The sequence below is a fragment of the Pseudomonas sp. LBUM1640 genome, assembly GCF_059716225.1.
Genome location: NZ_CP166816.1, coordinates 5,496,377 through 5,513,334 on the forward strand (window position 1 = coordinate 5,496,377; position 16,958 = coordinate 5,513,334).

General features: G+C 60.3%; 12 protein-coding genes. 8 read left to right on the plus strand and 4 right to left on the minus strand.

Features of this window, described 5'->3' with window-relative positions; genetic code table 11:
- Positions 1-173 precede the first annotated feature (173 nt).
- The 7 genes from gcsR (at position 174) to ACA065_RS24365 (ending at position 10,164) form a co-directional block, all read left to right on the plus strand.
- A complete protein-coding gene (gene gcsR, locus ACA065_RS24335) occupies positions 174-1,682 on the plus strand; it encodes a transcriptional regulator GcsR (protein ID WP_497691866.1) in 1,509 nt (502 codons plus the stop codon).
- 1,356 nt (positions 1,683-3,038) lie between these two features.
- The gene (gcvH, locus tag ACA065_RS24340; RefSeq protein WP_497691867.1) at positions 3,039-3,422 is read left to right on the plus strand and encodes a glycine cleavage system protein GcvH; all 384 of its coding nucleotides are present in this window, start codon (positions 3,039-3,041) and stop codon (positions 3,420-3,422) included.
- Positions 3,423-3,432: 10 nt separating this feature from the next.
- Positions 3,433-6,273 (plus strand): aminomethyl-transferring glycine dehydrogenase, encoded by a 2,841-nt coding sequence (gcvP, locus tag ACA065_RS24345; RefSeq protein ID WP_497691868.1) that lies wholly within the window; start codon positions 3,433-3,435, stop codon positions 6,271-6,273.
- Positions 6,274-6,437: 164 nt separating this feature from the next.
- Positions 6,438-7,814: an L-serine ammonia-lyase gene (locus ACA065_RS24350; protein WP_263273898.1), complete on the plus strand. Its 1,377-nt coding sequence runs from the start codon at positions 6,438-6,440 to the stop codon at positions 7,812-7,814.
- Between the two features lie 39 nt (positions 7,815-7,853).
- The gene (gene gcvT, locus ACA065_RS24355; RefSeq protein ID WP_497691869.1) at positions 7,854-8,978 is read left to right on the plus strand and encodes a glycine cleavage system aminomethyltransferase GcvT; all 1,125 of its coding nucleotides are present in this window, start codon (positions 7,854-7,856) and stop codon (positions 8,976-8,978) included.
- Positions 8,979-9,368: 390 nt separating this feature from the next.
- Positions 9,369-9,581: a cold-shock protein gene (locus tag ACA065_RS24360; RefSeq protein WP_003220045.1), complete on the plus strand. Its 213-nt coding sequence runs from the start codon at positions 9,369-9,371 to the stop codon at positions 9,579-9,581.
- A 94-nt stretch (positions 9,582-9,675) separates the two neighbouring features.
- A complete protein-coding gene (locus ACA065_RS24365) occupies positions 9,676-10,164 on the plus strand; it encodes an RDD family protein (protein ID WP_497691870.1) in 489 nt (162 codons plus the stop codon).
- A 132-nt stretch (positions 10,165-10,296) separates the two neighbouring features.
- Here the strand turns inward: ACA065_RS24365 and nadA are convergent, their stop codons facing one another.
- The 4 genes from nadA to ACA065_RS24385 form a co-directional block, all read right to left on the minus strand.
- Positions 10,297-11,355: a quinolinate synthase NadA gene (gene nadA / locus ACA065_RS24370; RefSeq protein WP_122542851.1), complete on the minus strand. Its 1,059-nt coding sequence runs from the start codon at positions 11,353-11,355 to the stop codon at positions 10,297-10,299.
- 234 nt (positions 11,356-11,589) lie between these two features.
- Positions 11,590-13,167, minus strand: a complete 1,578-nt coding sequence (locus tag ACA065_RS24375; RefSeq protein ID WP_497691871.1) for a lactate dehydrogenase — start codon at positions 13,165-13,167, stop codon at positions 11,590-11,592.
- A gap of 129 nt (positions 13,168-13,296) precedes the next feature.
- A complete protein-coding gene (locus ACA065_RS24380; protein WP_497691872.1) occupies positions 13,297-14,583 on the minus strand; it encodes an OmpP1/FadL family transporter in 1,287 nt (428 codons plus the stop codon).
- A gap of 147 nt (positions 14,584-14,730) precedes the next feature.
- Entirely contained in the window at positions 14,731-14,865 is a 135-nt protein-coding gene (locus ACA065_RS24385; RefSeq protein WP_497691873.1) for a hypothetical protein, read from the minus strand.
- Between the two features lie 382 nt (positions 14,866-15,247).
- Between ACA065_RS24385 and ACA065_RS24390 the strand changes: the two genes are divergently transcribed.
- Positions 15,248-16,918: a ShlB/FhaC/HecB family hemolysin secretion/activation protein gene (locus ACA065_RS24390; RefSeq protein WP_497695415.1), complete on the plus strand. Its 1,671-nt coding sequence runs from the start codon at positions 15,248-15,250 to the stop codon at positions 16,916-16,918.
- The last annotated feature ends 40 nt before the right edge of the window (positions 16,919-16,958 follow it).

The window sequence follows — 16,958 nt, forward strand, 5'->3', positions numbered from 1 at the left end:
CGCTGGGGTGCGAAGCGCCCCCAAAAAGCCGACTCCAGCTGCGCTGTCGAACGGGACGGTGCGACGACTCGCCAAGCGCCCTCGCCACAGCAACCCCCCTCCCACATTTTTGTTCTCCATCACCTCTCAGGCATACTTGCCGCCTCACGCTCTCCAGAATCTTTAACCGCCCCATGCGTATCCACGTCAGCTTCATCGACCGCGTCGGCATTACCCAGGAAGTCCTGGCCTTGCTCGGTGGGCGCAATCTCAACCTGGATGCGGTGGAGATGGTGCCGCCCAACGTCTACATCGACGCCCCGACGCTGAGCGCCGAGGTCCTCGAAGAGCTGCGCGACGCGCTGTTCAGCGTGCACGGCGTACAGGCGGTCACGGTGGTGGACATCCTTCCGGGCCAGCGCCGCCACTTGCAACTCGACGCCCTGCTGGCCGCCATGACCGACCCGGTGTTGGCGCTGGACAGCGCCGGCAAGATCCTGCTGGCCAACCCGGCGCTGATCGCCCTGTACGGCCGCGAACCGGCCGGGGAAAGCATCAGCGAACTGTTCAATGACCCGGCGCTGCTGGAGACCTTGCTGGAGCATGGCTTTCGCCTGCCCCTGCGCGAAATCAGTGTCAACGGCCAGACCTTTTTGCTCGACGCCACGCCGATCACCGATGCCGGCGCCTTGCTGACCCTCTACCAACCCAACCGCATCGGTGAGCAACTGTCGGCGCTGCACCATGACCATGCCGAAGGGTTTGACGCGTTGTTGGGCGAGTCCCCGGTAATTCGCACCCTCAAGGCGCGTGCGCAACGGGTGGCGGCATTGGATGCACCGCTGTTGATCCAAGGCGAGACCGGCACCGGCAAAGAGCTGGTGGCGCGTGCCTGCCACGCTATCAGTGCGCGCCACAGTGCGCCGTTTTTGGCCTTGAACTGCGCGGCGCTGCCGGAAAACCTCGCCGAGAGTGAACTGTTCGGTTACGCCCCCGGCGCCTTCACCGGCGCCCAGCGTGGCGGCAAACCAGGGCTGATGGAGCTGGCTAACCAGGGCACGGTGTTCCTCGATGAGATCGGCGAAATGTCGCCGTATTTGCAGGCCAAGCTGCTGCGCTTTCTGAATGACGGCAGCTTCCGCCGCGTGGGCGGCGACCGCGAAGTGAAGGTCAATGTGCGCATCCTGAGCGCCACCCACCGCGACCTGGAAAAGATGGTCAGCGAGGGCACATTTCGCGAAGACCTGTTCTACCGCCTCAACGTGCTCAACGTCGAAGTGCCGCCGCTGCGTGAGCGCGGCCAGGACATCTTGCTGCTGGCCCGCTACTTCATGCAGCAGGCTTGCGCGCAGATCCAGCGCCCGGTATGCCGCCTGGCGCCTGGCACTTATCCGGCGCTGCTGGGCAACCGTTGGCCGGGCAATGTGCGTCAACTGCAAAACGTGATCTTCCGCGCCGCTGCCATTTGCGAAAGCAGCTTGGTGGACATCGGTGACCTGGACATCGCCGGCACCTCGGTGGCACGTCAGAGCGACGGCGAAGTCGACAGCCTGGAACAGGCGGTGGAAGACTTCGAACGCGGCCTGCTGGAGAAGTTGTACGCCAGTTACCCCTCGACCCGCCAACTGGCTAGCCGCTTGCAGACCTCGCACACGGCTATCGCCCATCGTCTGCGCAAGTACGGCATTCCCAACAAGCCCTGAACGCACCCACTCTAAATGTGGGAGCTGGTTTGCCTGCGATGGGTTTAGGTAGATTGAGTACATATCCGTTGCTGCGGTAACGGCTTCGTAGGGTTCCGCTCTTACAGCGGGTCACTTTTGGCAAACGCCCCAAAAGTAACCAAAAGGTCTTTGCCCCACCACTCGGTGCCTCGCCTAGGCTCGGCATGCCCTCACTCCGGCTTGAATCCGTGGGCCGCCGCGATGGGCCATCCTTGGCCCAGCGCGGCTAACCCGGCGTCCTGCCGGGTTACCCACGGATTCAAGCCTGCGTTCGGCCATCGTGGTTAACGGGGCCTGTCAGATCAAGATCAAAATCTACAGCACGGCGGCCTAGTAGCCGACCTGAGTGGTTGAAGCAAAAGCAGGGCAAAAGCAGATCAGAAGCAGAGCTGCTTTTCTGTGGGAGCTGGCTTGCCTGCGATGCAGACACCTCGGTACATCAGGCATACCTAGCTGATGCCATCGCAGGCAAGCCAGCTCCCACCTTTGACCGAGCCACACACATCTACCTGATGCACTGAGCTCAAAATGTGGGAGCGGGCTTGCTCGCGAATGCGGTGTGTCAGTTACAAATAAGCTGACTGACACACCGCCATCGGGAGCAAGCCCCTCCCACATTTGATTGAGTTCAGCTTCCAAGATCAGGTCGGCTGTCAGGCCGCCTCGCATTTGCTTTTGATCTAACCACTCAGGTCGGCTACTAGGCCGCCGTGCTGTAGATCTTGATCTTGATTTTGATCTTAGGCGCCCCGTTAAACCACGCTGGCCGAACGCAGGCTTTGGAGCGGGGGTAAACCGGCAGGACGCCGGTTTAGCCGCGCTGGGCCAAGGATGGCCCATCGCGGCGGCCCCCGCTCCAAAGCCTGTGTGAGGGCACACCGAGCCGGAGGCGAGGTGCCGAGTGGTGGGGCAAGAGCCTTTTGGTTACTTTTGGGCTCTTTTCAAAAGTGACCCGCTGTAAGAGCGGAACCCATATCAGCCGTTACCCAAATGCCGGATATGCCCCTCAGCGCCCCCCGCAACCACCCAGCTCCCCCAGAGATCGCATGGCAGTTTTGGTCTGAGAACGACACCCACTGTACTGAAAGCGCTACAGCGTAACGAAATCGCTACAACCCTGTTTTTTACGCGCCATGCAAGGCTTTGATCCACATAGGCTTTTTTTCACAGCGCCGAGTGTAGCGAAATCGCTACAGCCAGAACTCATACCGTCATAACCATTTTTACTAATTCATTGATTTATAACGAATTAATAACGTTGGCCGCGATATTGCTAAGCAACTCCCCATTATTCCAATCCCGTCCACCAGACGAATCTGGCCTTGAGGAGTTTCCATGAGCGAGTTGCGCTTCACTGAAGATCACGAATGGCTGCGCGCCGAAGCCGATGGCAGCGTCACCGTGGGTATCACCGCTTTCGCGCAGAACGCGCTGGGTGATGTGGTTTTCGTGCAACTGCCAGAGTTGCAGTCCTACGACAAGGGCGCAGAAGCCTCCACCGTTGAGTCGGTCAAGGCAGCGAGCGGCGTCTACATGCCGCTGGACGGCGACGTCCTCGAAGTCAACGACAAGCTCGATGGCAGCCCGGAACTGGTCAACGAAGACCCGATGGGCGAAGGCTGGTTCTTCCGCTTTAAACCCGCCGATGCCGATGCAGTGGCTAAGCTGTTGGATCAGGATGCGTACGACCGCCTGATCAAAGCCAACGCTGAAGCCTGAGGAGCGCGCCATGACTGTTAATTTGAGCACCGCCAACGAATTCATCGCCCGCCACATCGGCCCGCGCCAGGAAGATGAGCAAAAAATGCTCACCAGCCTGGGCTTCGATTCCCTGGAAGCCCTGAGCGCCAGCGTGATCCCGGAAAGCATCAAGGGCACCAGCGTGCTCGGCCTGGAAGACGGCATGAGCGAAGCCGAGGCCCTGGCCAAGATCAAGGCCATCGCCGGCAAGAACCAACTGTTCAAGACCTATATCGGCCAGGGTTACTACAACTGCCACACGCCGTCGCCGATCCTGCGCAACTTGCTGGAAAACCCGGCCTGGTACACCGCCTACACCCCGTATCAACCCGAAATTTCCCAAGGCCGCCTGGAAGCGCTGCTGAACTTCCAGACCCTGATCAGCGACCTCACCGGCCTGCCGATCGCCAACGCCTCGCTGCTCGACGAAGCCACCGCCGCCGCCGAAGCCATGACCTTCTGCAAGCGACTGAGCAAGAACAAGGGCAGCAACGCCTTCTTCGCGTCGGTCCACAGCCACCCGCAAACCCTCGACGTACTGCGCACCCGTGCCGAGCCTCTGGGTATCGACGTGGTGGTGGGCGACGAGCGTGAGCTGACCGACGTCAGCGCGTTCTTCGGCGCCCTGTTGCAATACCCGGCCAGCAACGGTGACGTGTTTGATTACCGCGAACTGACCGAGCGCTTCCACACCGCCAATGCCTTGGTCGCGGTGGCCGCCGACCTGCTGGCCCTGACCCTGCTGACGCCTCCGGGCGAGTTCGGCGCCGACGTGGCCATCGGCAGCGCGCAACGCTTCGGCGTGCCGCTGGGCTTTGGTGGCCCGCATGCGGCGTACTTCTCCACCAAGGATGCGTTCAAGCGCGACATGCCGGGCCGTCTGGTCGGTGTGTCGGTCGACCGTTTCGGCAAGCCGGCCCTGCGCCTGGCCATGCAGACCCGCGAGCAACATATCCGCCGCGAGAAGGCCACCAGCAACATCTGCACCGCCCAAGTGCTGTTGGCCAACATCGCCAGCATGTACGCCGTGTACCACGGCCCTAAAGGCCTGACCCAGATCGCCAACCGCATTCATCACCTGACCGCGATTCTCGCCAAAGGCCTGAGCGCGCTGGGCCTGAAGGTTGAGCAAGTACACTTCTTCGACACCCTGACCCTTAATACTGGCGCCAACACCGCCGCCCTGCACGACAAGGCGCGCGCCCAGCGCATCAACCTGCGTGTGGTCGATGCTGAGCGTGTTGGCCTGTCGGTCGACGAAACCACCACCCAGGCTGATATCGAAACCTTGTGGTCGATTTTCGCCGACGGCAAAGCCCTGCCGGCCTTCGACGCCAAGGTCGAAAGCACCCTGCCCGCCGCGCTGCTGCGTCAGTCGCCGATCCTCAGTCACCCGGTGTTCAACCGTTACCACTCCGAAACCGAGCTGATGCGCTACCTGCGCAAGCTGGCCGACAAGGACCTGGCGCTGGACCGCACCATGATCCCGCTGGGCTCGTGCACCATGAAGCTCAACGCTGCCAGCGAAATGATCCCGGTAACCTGGGCCGAGTTCGGTGCCCTGCACCCGTTCGCCCCGGCCTCGCAAAGCGCCGGCTACCTGCAACTGACGTCCGAGCTGGAAGCCATGCTCTGCGCCGCTACCGGTTACGACGCGATCTCGCTGCAACCGAACGCCGGCTCCCAGGGTGAATACGCCGGCCTGCTGGCCATTCGTGCCTATCACCAGAGCCGTGGCGAAGAACGCCGCGACATCTGCCTGATCCCGTCGTCGGCCCACGGCACCAACCCGGCCACCGCCAACATGGCCGGCATGCGCGTGGTGGTGACCGCCTGCGATGCACGCGGCAACGTCGACATCGAAGACCTGCGCGCCAAGGCCATCGAGCACCGCGAGCACCTCGCCGCACTGATGATCACCTACCCGTCCACCCACGGCGTGTTCGAAGAAGGCATCCGCGAAATCTGCGGCATCATTCACGACAACGGCGGCCAGGTGTACATCGACGGCGCCAACATGAACGCGATGGTCGGCCTGTGTGCACCGGGCAAGTTCGGCGGCGACGTGTCCCACCTGAACCTGCACAAGACCTTCTGCATTCCCCACGGCGGTGGCGGCCCGGGCGTTGGCCCGATTGGCGTCAAATCGCACCTCACGCCGTTCCTGCCCGGCCACGCGGCCATGGAACGCAAGGAAGGCGCGGTATGCGCGGCGCCGTTCGGCAGTGCGAGCATCCTGCCGATCACCTGGATGTACATCACCATGATGGGTGGCGCGGGCCTCAAGCGCGCGTCGCAGTTGGCGATCCTGAATGCCAACTACATTTCCCGTCGCCTTGAAGAGCATTACCCCGTGCTCTACACCGGCAGCAACGGCCTGGTGGCGCACGAGTGCATCCTGGACCTGCGCCCACTCAAAGACAGCAGCGGCATCAGCGTCGACGACGTGGCCAAGCGCCTGATCGATTTTGGCTTCCACGCGCCGACCATGTCGTTCCCGGTGGCCGGCACCTTGATGATCGAGCCGACCGAAAGTGAATCCAAGGAAGAACTGGACCGCTTCTGCGACGCGATGATTGCCATCCGCGAAGAGATCCGTGCAGTGGAAAACGGCACCCTGGACAAGGACGACAACCCACTGAAAAACGCGCCGCACACCGCCGCTGAAATCGTCGGTGAATGGAGCCACCCGTACAGCCGTGAACAAGCGGTGTACCCGGTTGCGTCGCTGATCGAAGGCAAGTACTGGCCGCCGGTTGGCCGGGTCGACAACGTGTTTGGCGACCGCAATTTGGTGTGTGCGTGCCCGTCGATCGAGAGCTACGCCTGATCTGACTGGAGGAACACGGTCAAAAATGTGGGAGCGGGCTTGCTCGCGAATGCGGTGTACCAGTTGATACATCTGGTGACTGAACCAACGCTTTCGCGAGCAAGCCCGCTCCCACATTTGAACCGAGCCAGTCTTCAAAAATAATAAGAAACCGGAGAACAACCATGTCCCTTAGCGTGTTCGACCTGTTCAAGATTGGCATCGGCCCCTCCAGCTCCCACACCGTTGGCCCGATGCGCGCCGCCGCCCGATTTGTCGAGGGCCTTAAGCGCGACAACCTGCTGAGCGCCACCACCGGCATCAAGGTGGAACTCTATGGCTCGCTGGGCGCCACCGGCAAAGGCCACGGCAGCGACAAAGCCGTGCTGCTGGGCCTGGAAGGTGAACACCCGGACACCGTGAATACCGAAACTGTCGCCGCACGCCTCGCGCAGATGCGCAGCGACGGTCGCTTGAACCTGCTCGGTGAACACAGCATTGCGTTCAACGAGAAAGAACATTTGGCGATGATTCGCAAACCCCTCGCCTACCATCCCAACGGCATGATTTTTCGTGCCTTCGACGCCGCCGGCATCCAGGTTCGCAGCCGCGAGTACTACTCGGTCGGCGGCGGTTTTGTGGTGGATGAAGACGCGGCCGGTGCCGACCGGATTGTCGAAGACACCACGCCGCTGACCTTTCCCTTTAAACACGCCAAGGACTTGCTAGGCCATTGCGCCACCTACGGGCTGTCGATCAGCCAGGTGATGCTGACCAATGAAAGTGCCTGGCGCCCGGAAGCCGAGACTCGCGCCGGCTTGCTGAAGATCTGGCAAGTGATGCAAGACTGCGTGGACGCCGGTTGTCGCAACGAAGGGATTTTGCCCGGTGGCTTGAAGGTCAAGCGCCGTGCGGCTGCGTTGCATCGACAGCTGTGCAAGAACCCGGAATCAGCGCTGCGCGACCCGTTGTCGGTGCTCGACTGGGTCAACCTGTATGCGCTGGCCGTCAACGAAGAAAACGCCAACGGCGGGCGCGTGGTCACAGCACCCACCAACGGTGCAGCCGGAATTGTGCCGGCGGTGCTGCATTACTACATGCGCTTTATCCCCGGCGCGAACGAGGACGGCGTGGTGCGCTTTCTGCTCACCGCCGCCGCCATCGGCATTTTGTACAAGGAAAATGCCTCGATCTCCGGCGCCGAAGTCGGCTGCCAGGGTGAAGTCGGCGTGGCCTGTTCGATGGCCGCCGGTGCACTGTGTGAAGTGCTCGGCGGCAGCGTGTCGCAAGTGGAAAACGCCGCCGAGATCGGCATGGAACACAACCTCGGCCTGACCTGCGACCCGATTGGCGGGCTGGTGCAGGTGCCGTGCATCGAGCGCAATGCGATGGGCTCGGTCAAGGCGATCAATGCGGTGCGCATGGCCTTGCGCGGCGATGGGCAGCACTTTGTGTCCCTCGACAAAGTCATCCGCACCATGCGCCAGACCGGCGCCGACATGAAAAGCAAATACAAGGAAACCGCCCGTGGCGGTTTGGCGGTCAACATTATCGAGTGCTGACGCCTACAAGCGCGTCCGCACGTTTTTCAGGAGCTGAATATGTCCACCGAAACCCTGTTGAAAACCCCATTGCATGCGCTGCACCTCGAACTGGGCGCACGCATGGTGCCCTTCGCCGGCTACGACATGCCCGTGCAATACCCACTGGGCGTGATGAAAGAACACCTGCACACCCGTGAACACGCCGGGTTGTTTGACGTGTCGCACATGGGCCAGATCCGCCTGACCGGCGCGAACGCCGCCAAAGCCCTGGAAACCCTGGTGCCTGTCGACATCATCGACCTGCCGGTCGGCATGCAGCGCTACGCCATGTTCACCAACGACCAAGGCGGCATTCTCGACGACCTGATGGTAGCCAACCTGGGTAACGACGAACTGTTCCTGGTGGTCAACGCCGCCTGTAAGGATCAGGACCTGGCGCACCTGCGCAAACACATTGGCGAGCAGTGCAGCATCGAGCCCTTGTTCGAAGAACGTGCCCTGCTGGCCCTGCAAGGCCCGGCAGCGGTGAAGGTACTGGCGCGCCTGGCGCCTGAAGTGACCAAGATGACGTTCATGCAGTTCGCCACCCTGCGCCTGCTGGGTGTGGACTGCTACGTCAGCCGTTCCGGCTACACGGGCGAAGATGGTTTTGAAATTTCCGTACCTTCCAGCAACGCAGAATCGCTGGCGCGCAGCCTGCTGGCCGAGGCCGAAGTGCAGGCCATCGGCCTGGGCGCGCGTGACTCGCTGCGCCTGGAAGCCGGCCTGTGCCTGTACGGCCACGACATGAACACCGACACCACGCCGATTGAAGCCAGCCTGCTGTGGGCCATCTCCAAGGCTCGTCGCGCTGACGGCGCACGTGCCGGTGGCTTCCCCGGTGCCGACCGCATCTTCACCCAACAGCAAGCCGGCGTGAGCCGCAAGCGTGTCGGCCTGCTGCCACAGGAACGCACCCCGGTGCGCGAAGGCGCAGAAATCGTTGACGAACACGGCACTGTGATCGGCAGCGTGTGCAGCGGTGGTTTCGGCCCAACATTGGGCGGCCCGCTGGCCATGGGTTACCTGGACAGTGCATTCATCGCATTGGATACCGAAGTGTCTGCGTTGGTACGTGGGAAAAAGGTGCCATTACGTGTAAGTAAAATGCCATTTGTACCGCAACGTTACTACCGTGGCTGATTGACTGTTCCTATAAGTAACGCGGTTGCGTTAACGTGCACTAAAGTGTAACGCAACCGCCATAAAACAGTGCACTGGCGATAGTCAATGTAATAGGCGCGCGCCTATAACAAGTGATCAATTCTATCGAATAAGTTGGATCCACATTGTTGATCAAACAGTCATGAAGCCAAGCAAACGCTGGGCTTTTGGCGGGGCTTGTTTTTTCTGTATTAGTTGGCGTAGAGTTTGCCCACTGTGTTTGCATGGGTCGCTTTGAACCTGGACCTGGGCAGTAGCCATATGTTTGCTACAACCCGTTCGACGTCTCTTACTTTCCTGCAACCCAGCCCAGTACTCTTTCATGTGAAAGGGGCTGTCATTAATTTTTAGCGTCAAGGAAATAAGAAAATGGCTGATCGTCAGAGCGGTACCGTCAAGTGGTTTAACGACGAGAAAGGGTTTGGTTTTATCACTCCAGAAAGCGGTCCGGATCTGTTCGTCCATTTCCGCGCTATCCAGGGCAACGGTTTCAAGAGCCTGAAAGAAGGCCAGAAAGTGACTTTCATCGCCGTGCAAGGCCAGAAAGGCATGCAGGCTGACGAAGTACAAGCAGAAGGCTGATCCCTGCTGCGACAAAAAGCCCCTGATGGTGACATCAGGGGCTTTTTTATATGCGTTTGCTCGTAAAATGGCTTTTTTCTCAAGAGAGACTGCCATGTCCAAACCCCTGCTGAGCCCCCAAGGCGAATTCCCCGCCGTTGGCCTGGGCCGTCGTCTGGCAGCGATGTTTTATGACTTTCTGTTGTGCACCGCCCTGCTGATCGTTACCGCTTTTGTCTACAAGCTGGTGTGGATGGCGTTTATCGGCGAAGCAAAGATGCGCACGCTTACCGAGTCCGGCGCGCTGGACGGTGACCCATTACTCTCGACGATTTTGTTTTTTGTGTTGTTTGGGTTTTTCGCCAAGTTCTGGACCTATTCCGGGCAGACCTTGGGCATGCAGGTGTGGGGCGTGCGCGTACAGAACGCCGATGGCTCGCGCATCAGCCTGTGGCAGGCGCTGTTGCGCTTTGTGGTGGCGATTGCGTCGTGGTTGTGCGTGGGGCTGGGGTTTATCTGGTCGCTGTTTGATAAGCACAAACGCAGTTGGCATGACATTTATTCGGATACGCAGCTGGTGCGTATCCCGAAACAAAAGAAGTAATTCAAGGCAACGCAAATCAACTGTGGGAGCTGGCTTGCCTGCGATGCAGGCACCTCGGTCTATCAAGCAGACCAGGGTGATGCTATCGCAGGCAAGCCAGCTCCCACAGTTCGACCGTGTTTAAAGCTTGGGTTATGCGTTGCCGGCCAGTTTGAGGCGCGCCGCCTGGGTGAAGTCGAGCATGCGCTTGAGCGGTCGCACCGCCTGTGGAATCACCGACGGCTCAACGAAAATCTCATTGCTGCCCTCACGCAGGCACTGCAGCGTACGCTCCAGCGTGTTCATCGCCATCCACGGGCAATGCGCGCAGCTGCGGCACGCCGCGCCGTTACCGGCAGTCGGTGCCTCAACGAAGACTTTGTCCGGGCACAGCTGCTGCATCTTGTAGAAGATGCCGCGGTCGGTGGCGACGATAAAGGTCTTGTTCGGCAAACGCTGGGCCGCGGCGATCAACTGGCTGGTAGAACCTACCGCATCCGCCAGCTCGATCACCGCCGTCGGCGACTCCGGGTGCACCAGGATTGCCGCATCCGGGTACAGCGCCTTCATGTCCTCCAGTTGCTTGGACTTGAACTCCTCGTGAACGATGCACGCGCCGTCCCACAGCAACATATCGGCACCGGTCTGGCGCTGGATGTAAGTGCCCAGGTGCTTGTCCGGGCCCCAGATAATCGTCTCTCCGTTGTCCATCAGGCTTTCGACGATTTCCAGTGCGCAGCTTGAGGTAACCACCCAATCCGCCCGGGCTTTGACCGCCGCCGAGGTGTTGGCATACACCACCACGGTGCGCTCGGGATGCTGGTCGCAAAACGCCGAAAACTCATCCACCGGGCAGCCCAAGTCCAGGGAGCAAGTGGCTTCCAGCGTGGGCATGAGGATGCGTTTTTCGGGCGTAAGGATTTTGGCGGTCTCGCCCATGAAACGCACACCGGCGACCAGTACGGTCTTGGCCGGGTGGGCCGCACCGAAGCGGGCCATTTCCAGGGAGTCGGAGACACAGCCGCCGGTTTCTTCGGCCAGGGCCTGAATCACCGGGTCGCAATAGAAGTGGGCGACCAGCACCGCGTCCTGAGCCTTGAGCTCGGCGGCGATGGCGGCACGCAGGCTCGCCTCTTCTTCGGCGCTCAGAGCCTTGGGCTGCTTGGCATCGAGGTGGGCTTGAACCAGAAGGCGTTCGGAAATTTGCGTCATGTTCGCAAGACCTGCAGGCGCAGTTGCGCGAAAGTCGAGTGTACCACCGGCTCTGGAGCCCTTCGGGCGCCGCCGGACGAAGTGATTGTGTTCATCAAGCACGGGTGAAGCTGCGCAAGGCTACAGAATATCGAATGGATTCAAAAGCCTAATCTGGCCTGCGCAGGCACGCTCATCGGGCAAAAAAAACGGGAAGGCTCATCACTGGGCCTTCCCGCTTTATCACGCCGAACGTCAGCGCATCAGCACATCCGGGTCGTTCTGCAACAGGATCGAGTCATGCATGTTGGCCAAGGCATCCTTCAAGGTTGACTGCTCCAAGGCATCCTTGGACTTTTTGCTCGCCTGGGCGGCGTGCTCAAGCAGCGCCAGGTAGTCGCGCCTGGTTGAGGCTTCCTTCGGCACCACGCTGTCTTGCACCCGGTTGCCCATCACGTACTTCTGCGTGTGGGTGTTCTGGGAAGCCGATTGGGCAACGGACGCATTCGTCAGTCGGCCGTCTTTATAGGCGAAGGTTGCGGTGCTGCTGGCCTTGTCCTGCACTTGCACATACAGGTAATTCTGCGATTCGCGAGAGCCGTCAAAAACCGGCGGTTTGCCACCGTCGAGGCCTTTATGGAAGCTGGCCGACAGCAGCGATTGCTGGTTCTGGGTGACGCTGCGGTCGCCCGTGCTGCGGCCATTGACCTGGGTCTTCTGCGACACGCTGTAGGAAAAGCCCTCAACTTCCGACCGACGCATCGAATTGGGCGCGCCCGCCGCCTGTTTGATCGAGGCCTTGAAGTCAGCCAGGCCCGTCAGCAAGCCTTTGTCGGTCGGGTTATGAGTCAGCGGGTTCGCAGCGCCAGCCCCGGGCGGATAGTTGCTGTTCATGGCGCTGAACGCGTCCTTGAACATGGTCATCAGGTCCGCGTTGGCACTGCCGCGCTGCTCGACGCGGTGGAACTGCGCTAGGTAGGTTTGCAGCGCCTTGGCCTGCTGCTTGGCATTGCCGAGGATCGCCGCGTTTCTCAGGTCCACCGTGAGGTCAATCTGACCCGCCGGGCCACTCATGCGCGTGGTACGGCTCTCGCTGTCGGCATGAAAGGCCAGAGTAATGTCCTCACCGTTCGAGGCCTTCACCTTGGCATTGAGGTCCACCGACGACAGCAGCTTGGCGTCGAACTGAGTCAGCTTGCTCAAGTCGAGTTTCGGCGGCACGGCGGTCAGCCCGTCGACCGAGGCCTGGAATGCGCTGCCCAACTGGCCGACGGCCTTGAGTTCATCGGCGGTCAACTCCCCGCCTTCTACAGTGGCCTGTACGCCCAGGCCATCTTTCTGGCTGGACAGGCTGAACGTCACCGTCTTGCCGCTGGCAGTCTTGATGCTGAGGCTGACTTGGTTGTCGGCCTTGCTGTGCAGCAGCGTCTGGTCCGCCTTGATTGCATCGGTGTCGCCGGCGCGGTCAGCGGTGGTGTTGAGCAGCGACTGGGAAATAGCGGCACCGCCACCTTTGGTGAATTGGTCCACCAACGCAGCGCCCAGCCCACTGTAGCGGCTGGCCGTAGTGACCGAGTGGAAGCTGGAGTTGATGACCCAGGTGATCGAATCATCGCTGTTGTTTTCCCAGGTCCGCACGCTTTCCTGGCCGGGCAACAAGCCGTTTCGAGAATAGGTATCGACGACATCGGCTGCCGGATTGCCAAGGCTGACCACTGCGGAAGGCCGCGTCGGTGAGACATCGACAGTGTTCGCCAGGGTGGCGGGAGGCGCGGTGGTCGCAGCCCGAACAATAAGGGGATTGGTCGCGATAACAGGCGTTAACGTAGTCATGACAGTCCATGTCTTAAAAGCTGAGTAGCTTTCAATCTAACCAACACGCGCCGTAAATGACAGCATTGATGTCAACAAGACTGGCAAAGAGCCATGCCAAAAAACTGGCTCTTCGCCGGATTGCATCGATCAGAAGCGGTAAGTCACCGAACCACCAAAACCATTGGCGCTGTTTTCATACTTGGCGTCGTAGTTCAGCGCTAACTGAGGGTTGTTGTCGCGAACCTTGATCGGTTCTTCCTTCAGGTAGGAATAGGCCACGTCAAAGGTCAGGTTATCCACAGGCGTCCAGCCGGCACCCACGCTGAATACGCTGCGGTCGCCCGTAGGAATACGTACAGAACGGTCGGTGTTGTTGGTCGGCGTCTGGTCCACCGAAAAACCGGTACGCAGCACCAGTTGTTTGTTGAGCTGATACGACAGGCCAATTGCATGGGACCAAGTGTCGTGCCAGTGCTGCTCTTCGGTAATGGAGTCCAAGCCTGCCAGTTGAGCGGCAAGGTCGGACACGCCCGTGTTGTTCACCGTGATTTTCTTCAACTGGCTCCAGCGGGTGTAGGTGCTGCCGACATAGAGGGTCAAGGCATCGGTCAACGGGTGAGTGACCGAGAAGTCCACGGAAGACGGCGTGGTGACATTCAGCTTGGCGTCATACTTCTGCGGCCCACCGTCCAACAGGTCGGACAGCACGCCCGATGCTTGGGTATGGCCGCTGAGGTGATACACCACTTGCGAATGGTAGGTGACGCCGACACGGGTAGTGTCCAGCGCCTGCACCAGGATACCGGCGTTAAAGCCCATCGCGGTATCGTCGCCCTTGATCTTCACCGCTTCGGTGCCGAGGCCGAACGTCGGGACTTTGGAGTCCAGCTCGCCGCTGATCTTGTTGAAGGTCGGGCCGAAACCTACCGACACCTTGTCATTGAACGCGTAGCTGACCGTCGGCTGCACGGTGGTGACTTGAATCTTGCTCTTATTCCCAAAGCCATTGCCCTGGAAGCTGTGTTCATAGTCGGTCACCAGGCCAAACGGTGCGTAGATCCCCAGGCCAAACGCCCAGTGCTCATCGATCGGCGTGACCAGGTAACCCATCGGCACGGCAATGCCAGGCACCATGTCGCCCTTGTTGGTGCCGGGGTTATCGACGCCGCCCTGGCTGGAGCTGGCGTCCTTGATTGTGGTTTTGGCATCGAGGTAAGTCGCGCCGATGCTGACTTCATTGTGCTTGAGGCGGGACATGCCGGCCGGGTTGCCGAACACCGTGCTGGCGTCGTCGGCCGAGGAAGAACGGCCGGCGTAGCCCGTGCCCATTGAACTGATGCTTTGTTCATTGAGCGCAAAACCACCGGCGAGCAGTTGTGTGGAGGCGAGCGAAACGGACAGCGCCAAGGCGCCTTTAAGCCTTTTGTTATTCATTATTAGGACTCGAATTATTGGGCAGCGCTGGGAAAACTACCAACGTTCGAGCGGGGCGTTTATGAAGAGTTTTTCATCTGCACGATTGTCCGACAATCCCATGTATTTCAAAGACTTTGGCTGTTTTGCGGTTTCCCGTTATGACCTTTAAACCGCGTTGTGACCGACTGGTTTCAACACGAAGATGCTGTCGATTTCCACGCCAATCCCCATCGGCAACGAGTACACGCCAGGGGTACCGCGGGCCGGCAACCGGTCGGCAGCAAATACCTCAGGCAACATGAGCAAGTGCCTGTGCGACACCGCTCAATAGGGGATGCAGGCTTTACCTTAAACACTGCGATTAAGCGATTTCGCTGCAACAATCAAAAACGATCTTCGTACCTTTTCTTCCCCATCAACCGCGAAAATATCCGCCTTATCAGGCTATCGCCTGCCCCTGCGCACTAATTTTGTGCATTTATTTTGTGAATAACGCGGCATTCCTCACGTTTTATGTAATAAATCCTACGGCCGATGTAACAATCCGTTTAATGATGACTCAAGTGCGGCACACCCCTGAGTTCATGGTTTGGCTCAGGGGCACTAATCGTGTGTATTTCTACGTTAAGGATGTCGAGTGCCAAGCCTGCCCTCAACCGAACGCCAGCGCTGTATCCAGAGACTGAGTGTCGCCCTGCTCTGCCTGTGCGCGCTGCCAGTGGCCGCCGCCGATGGACCGCAGGCAGGCCAGGAAACCCTGCGCTTGCAGCAACAACAGCAGCGCGACCTGCAGCAATTACAACTGGAGCAGCGCCAGCGGCAGATGCAACGAGGCAGTTTCGGTACGCCACCGACAACGCCGGCCTTGCCCAAAGACATCACCCAGGATGAGCGTTGCTGGCCGCTGAGCGGTACGCGCCTGGCCGGGGTCACGCTGTTCAGCAAGGCCGAGCTGAATAAACGCATCGAGCCCTACGTGGCGCCGTGCATGGGCGTCACCCAGATCAATCGCCTGCTGGCCGAGATCACCCGGCTGTATGTCGAGGCCGGTTATATCGCCAGCCGTCCCTACCTGATCAGCACGCCCGCCGCCGGGCAGCCGCTGGATATTCACGTCGAAGAAGGTTACCTGGAAGCCATCGAGCTGGCCGACCAGAGCCTGCCCGTGTCGTTAGCCGGGGCGTTCCCCGGCATGCTCGGCCAGCCGCTGAACCTGCGCGACCTGGAACAGGGCCTCGACCAGCTCAACCGGCTGCGCTCGGTGGACCTCACCGCCGACATCGCCCCCGGCAGTGAACCCGGCGCCTCGCGCATCATCCTGCGCTCGCGCAGTTCAGCCTCGCGCTGGGGGCTGGGGCTTGGGGTGGATAACCTCGGCAGTGCCGGCACCGGGCGTGATCGCAATGCCATCAGTCTGAGCCTGGATAGCCCATTAGAGCTTAACGATTCACTCAACCTGAGCTTCAGCGACACACTCAACCACGGGCCGCGTTATAGCCGCAGCAACAGCCTGTTTTACGCCATCCCGTACGGGTACTGGACCTACAGCCTGTTCGCCAGCCATGCCGAATACCGCTCGCCGTTCAAGCTCAGTCGCACCACGCTTTATAACAGCGGCCGTACCGATCAAGTCAGCTTGCGCACCGACCGGGTGCTGTGGCGCGACCAGGGCCATCAACTCAGCGCCAACCTGCAACTGGCCTACAAAGACGTCGACAGCTACCTGCAAAAGGTTCGCCTGGGCATCCAGAGCCCAACACTGACGGTGGCCGAGGCTGGCGTGAATCTGTTCTGGCTCAACAGCGCGGTGTGGAACCTCGACGTCAATTACGCCCAAGGCCTGACCTGGTTCGGCGCCGACCGCGATGCCGACCAAACGCAGAAAAACCTGCCCCAGGCGCAATTCCACAAGTACCGCGCCAACCTCACCCAATGGCGCAACGGCCAATGGCGGGGGCAACCCTGGCAGTGGCAAAGCCAGCTGTCGGCGCAGTACAGCCCGGATGCATTACCGGCCATCGAACAGCTGCTGGGCACCGACGATTCGGCGGTGCGTGGCTACCGCGAAAACAGCGCGTCCGGCGCCATCGGAGCGGTATGGCGCAACACCTTGCGCCTGCCACTCAACAGCGACCTGCCGGTCAAAATTACCCCGCGCCTGGGCCTGGATAACGGCTGGGTCAAGCGCGAACACGGCGCCCAAAGCCAACGCCTGAGCGGCGCCAGCGTCGGGCTCAACCTGAGCTGGAAGAACGTGCAGCTCGACGTCGATTACCAACGCAACCTCAACACCCCCACAGGGTTTGGCCAGGAGCCGGAGGTCTGGCTGACGCGCTTGAGCCTGCAGATATGAGCTGACACCTGTTTAGCCTGAAATAACCGCCGTACCTGAC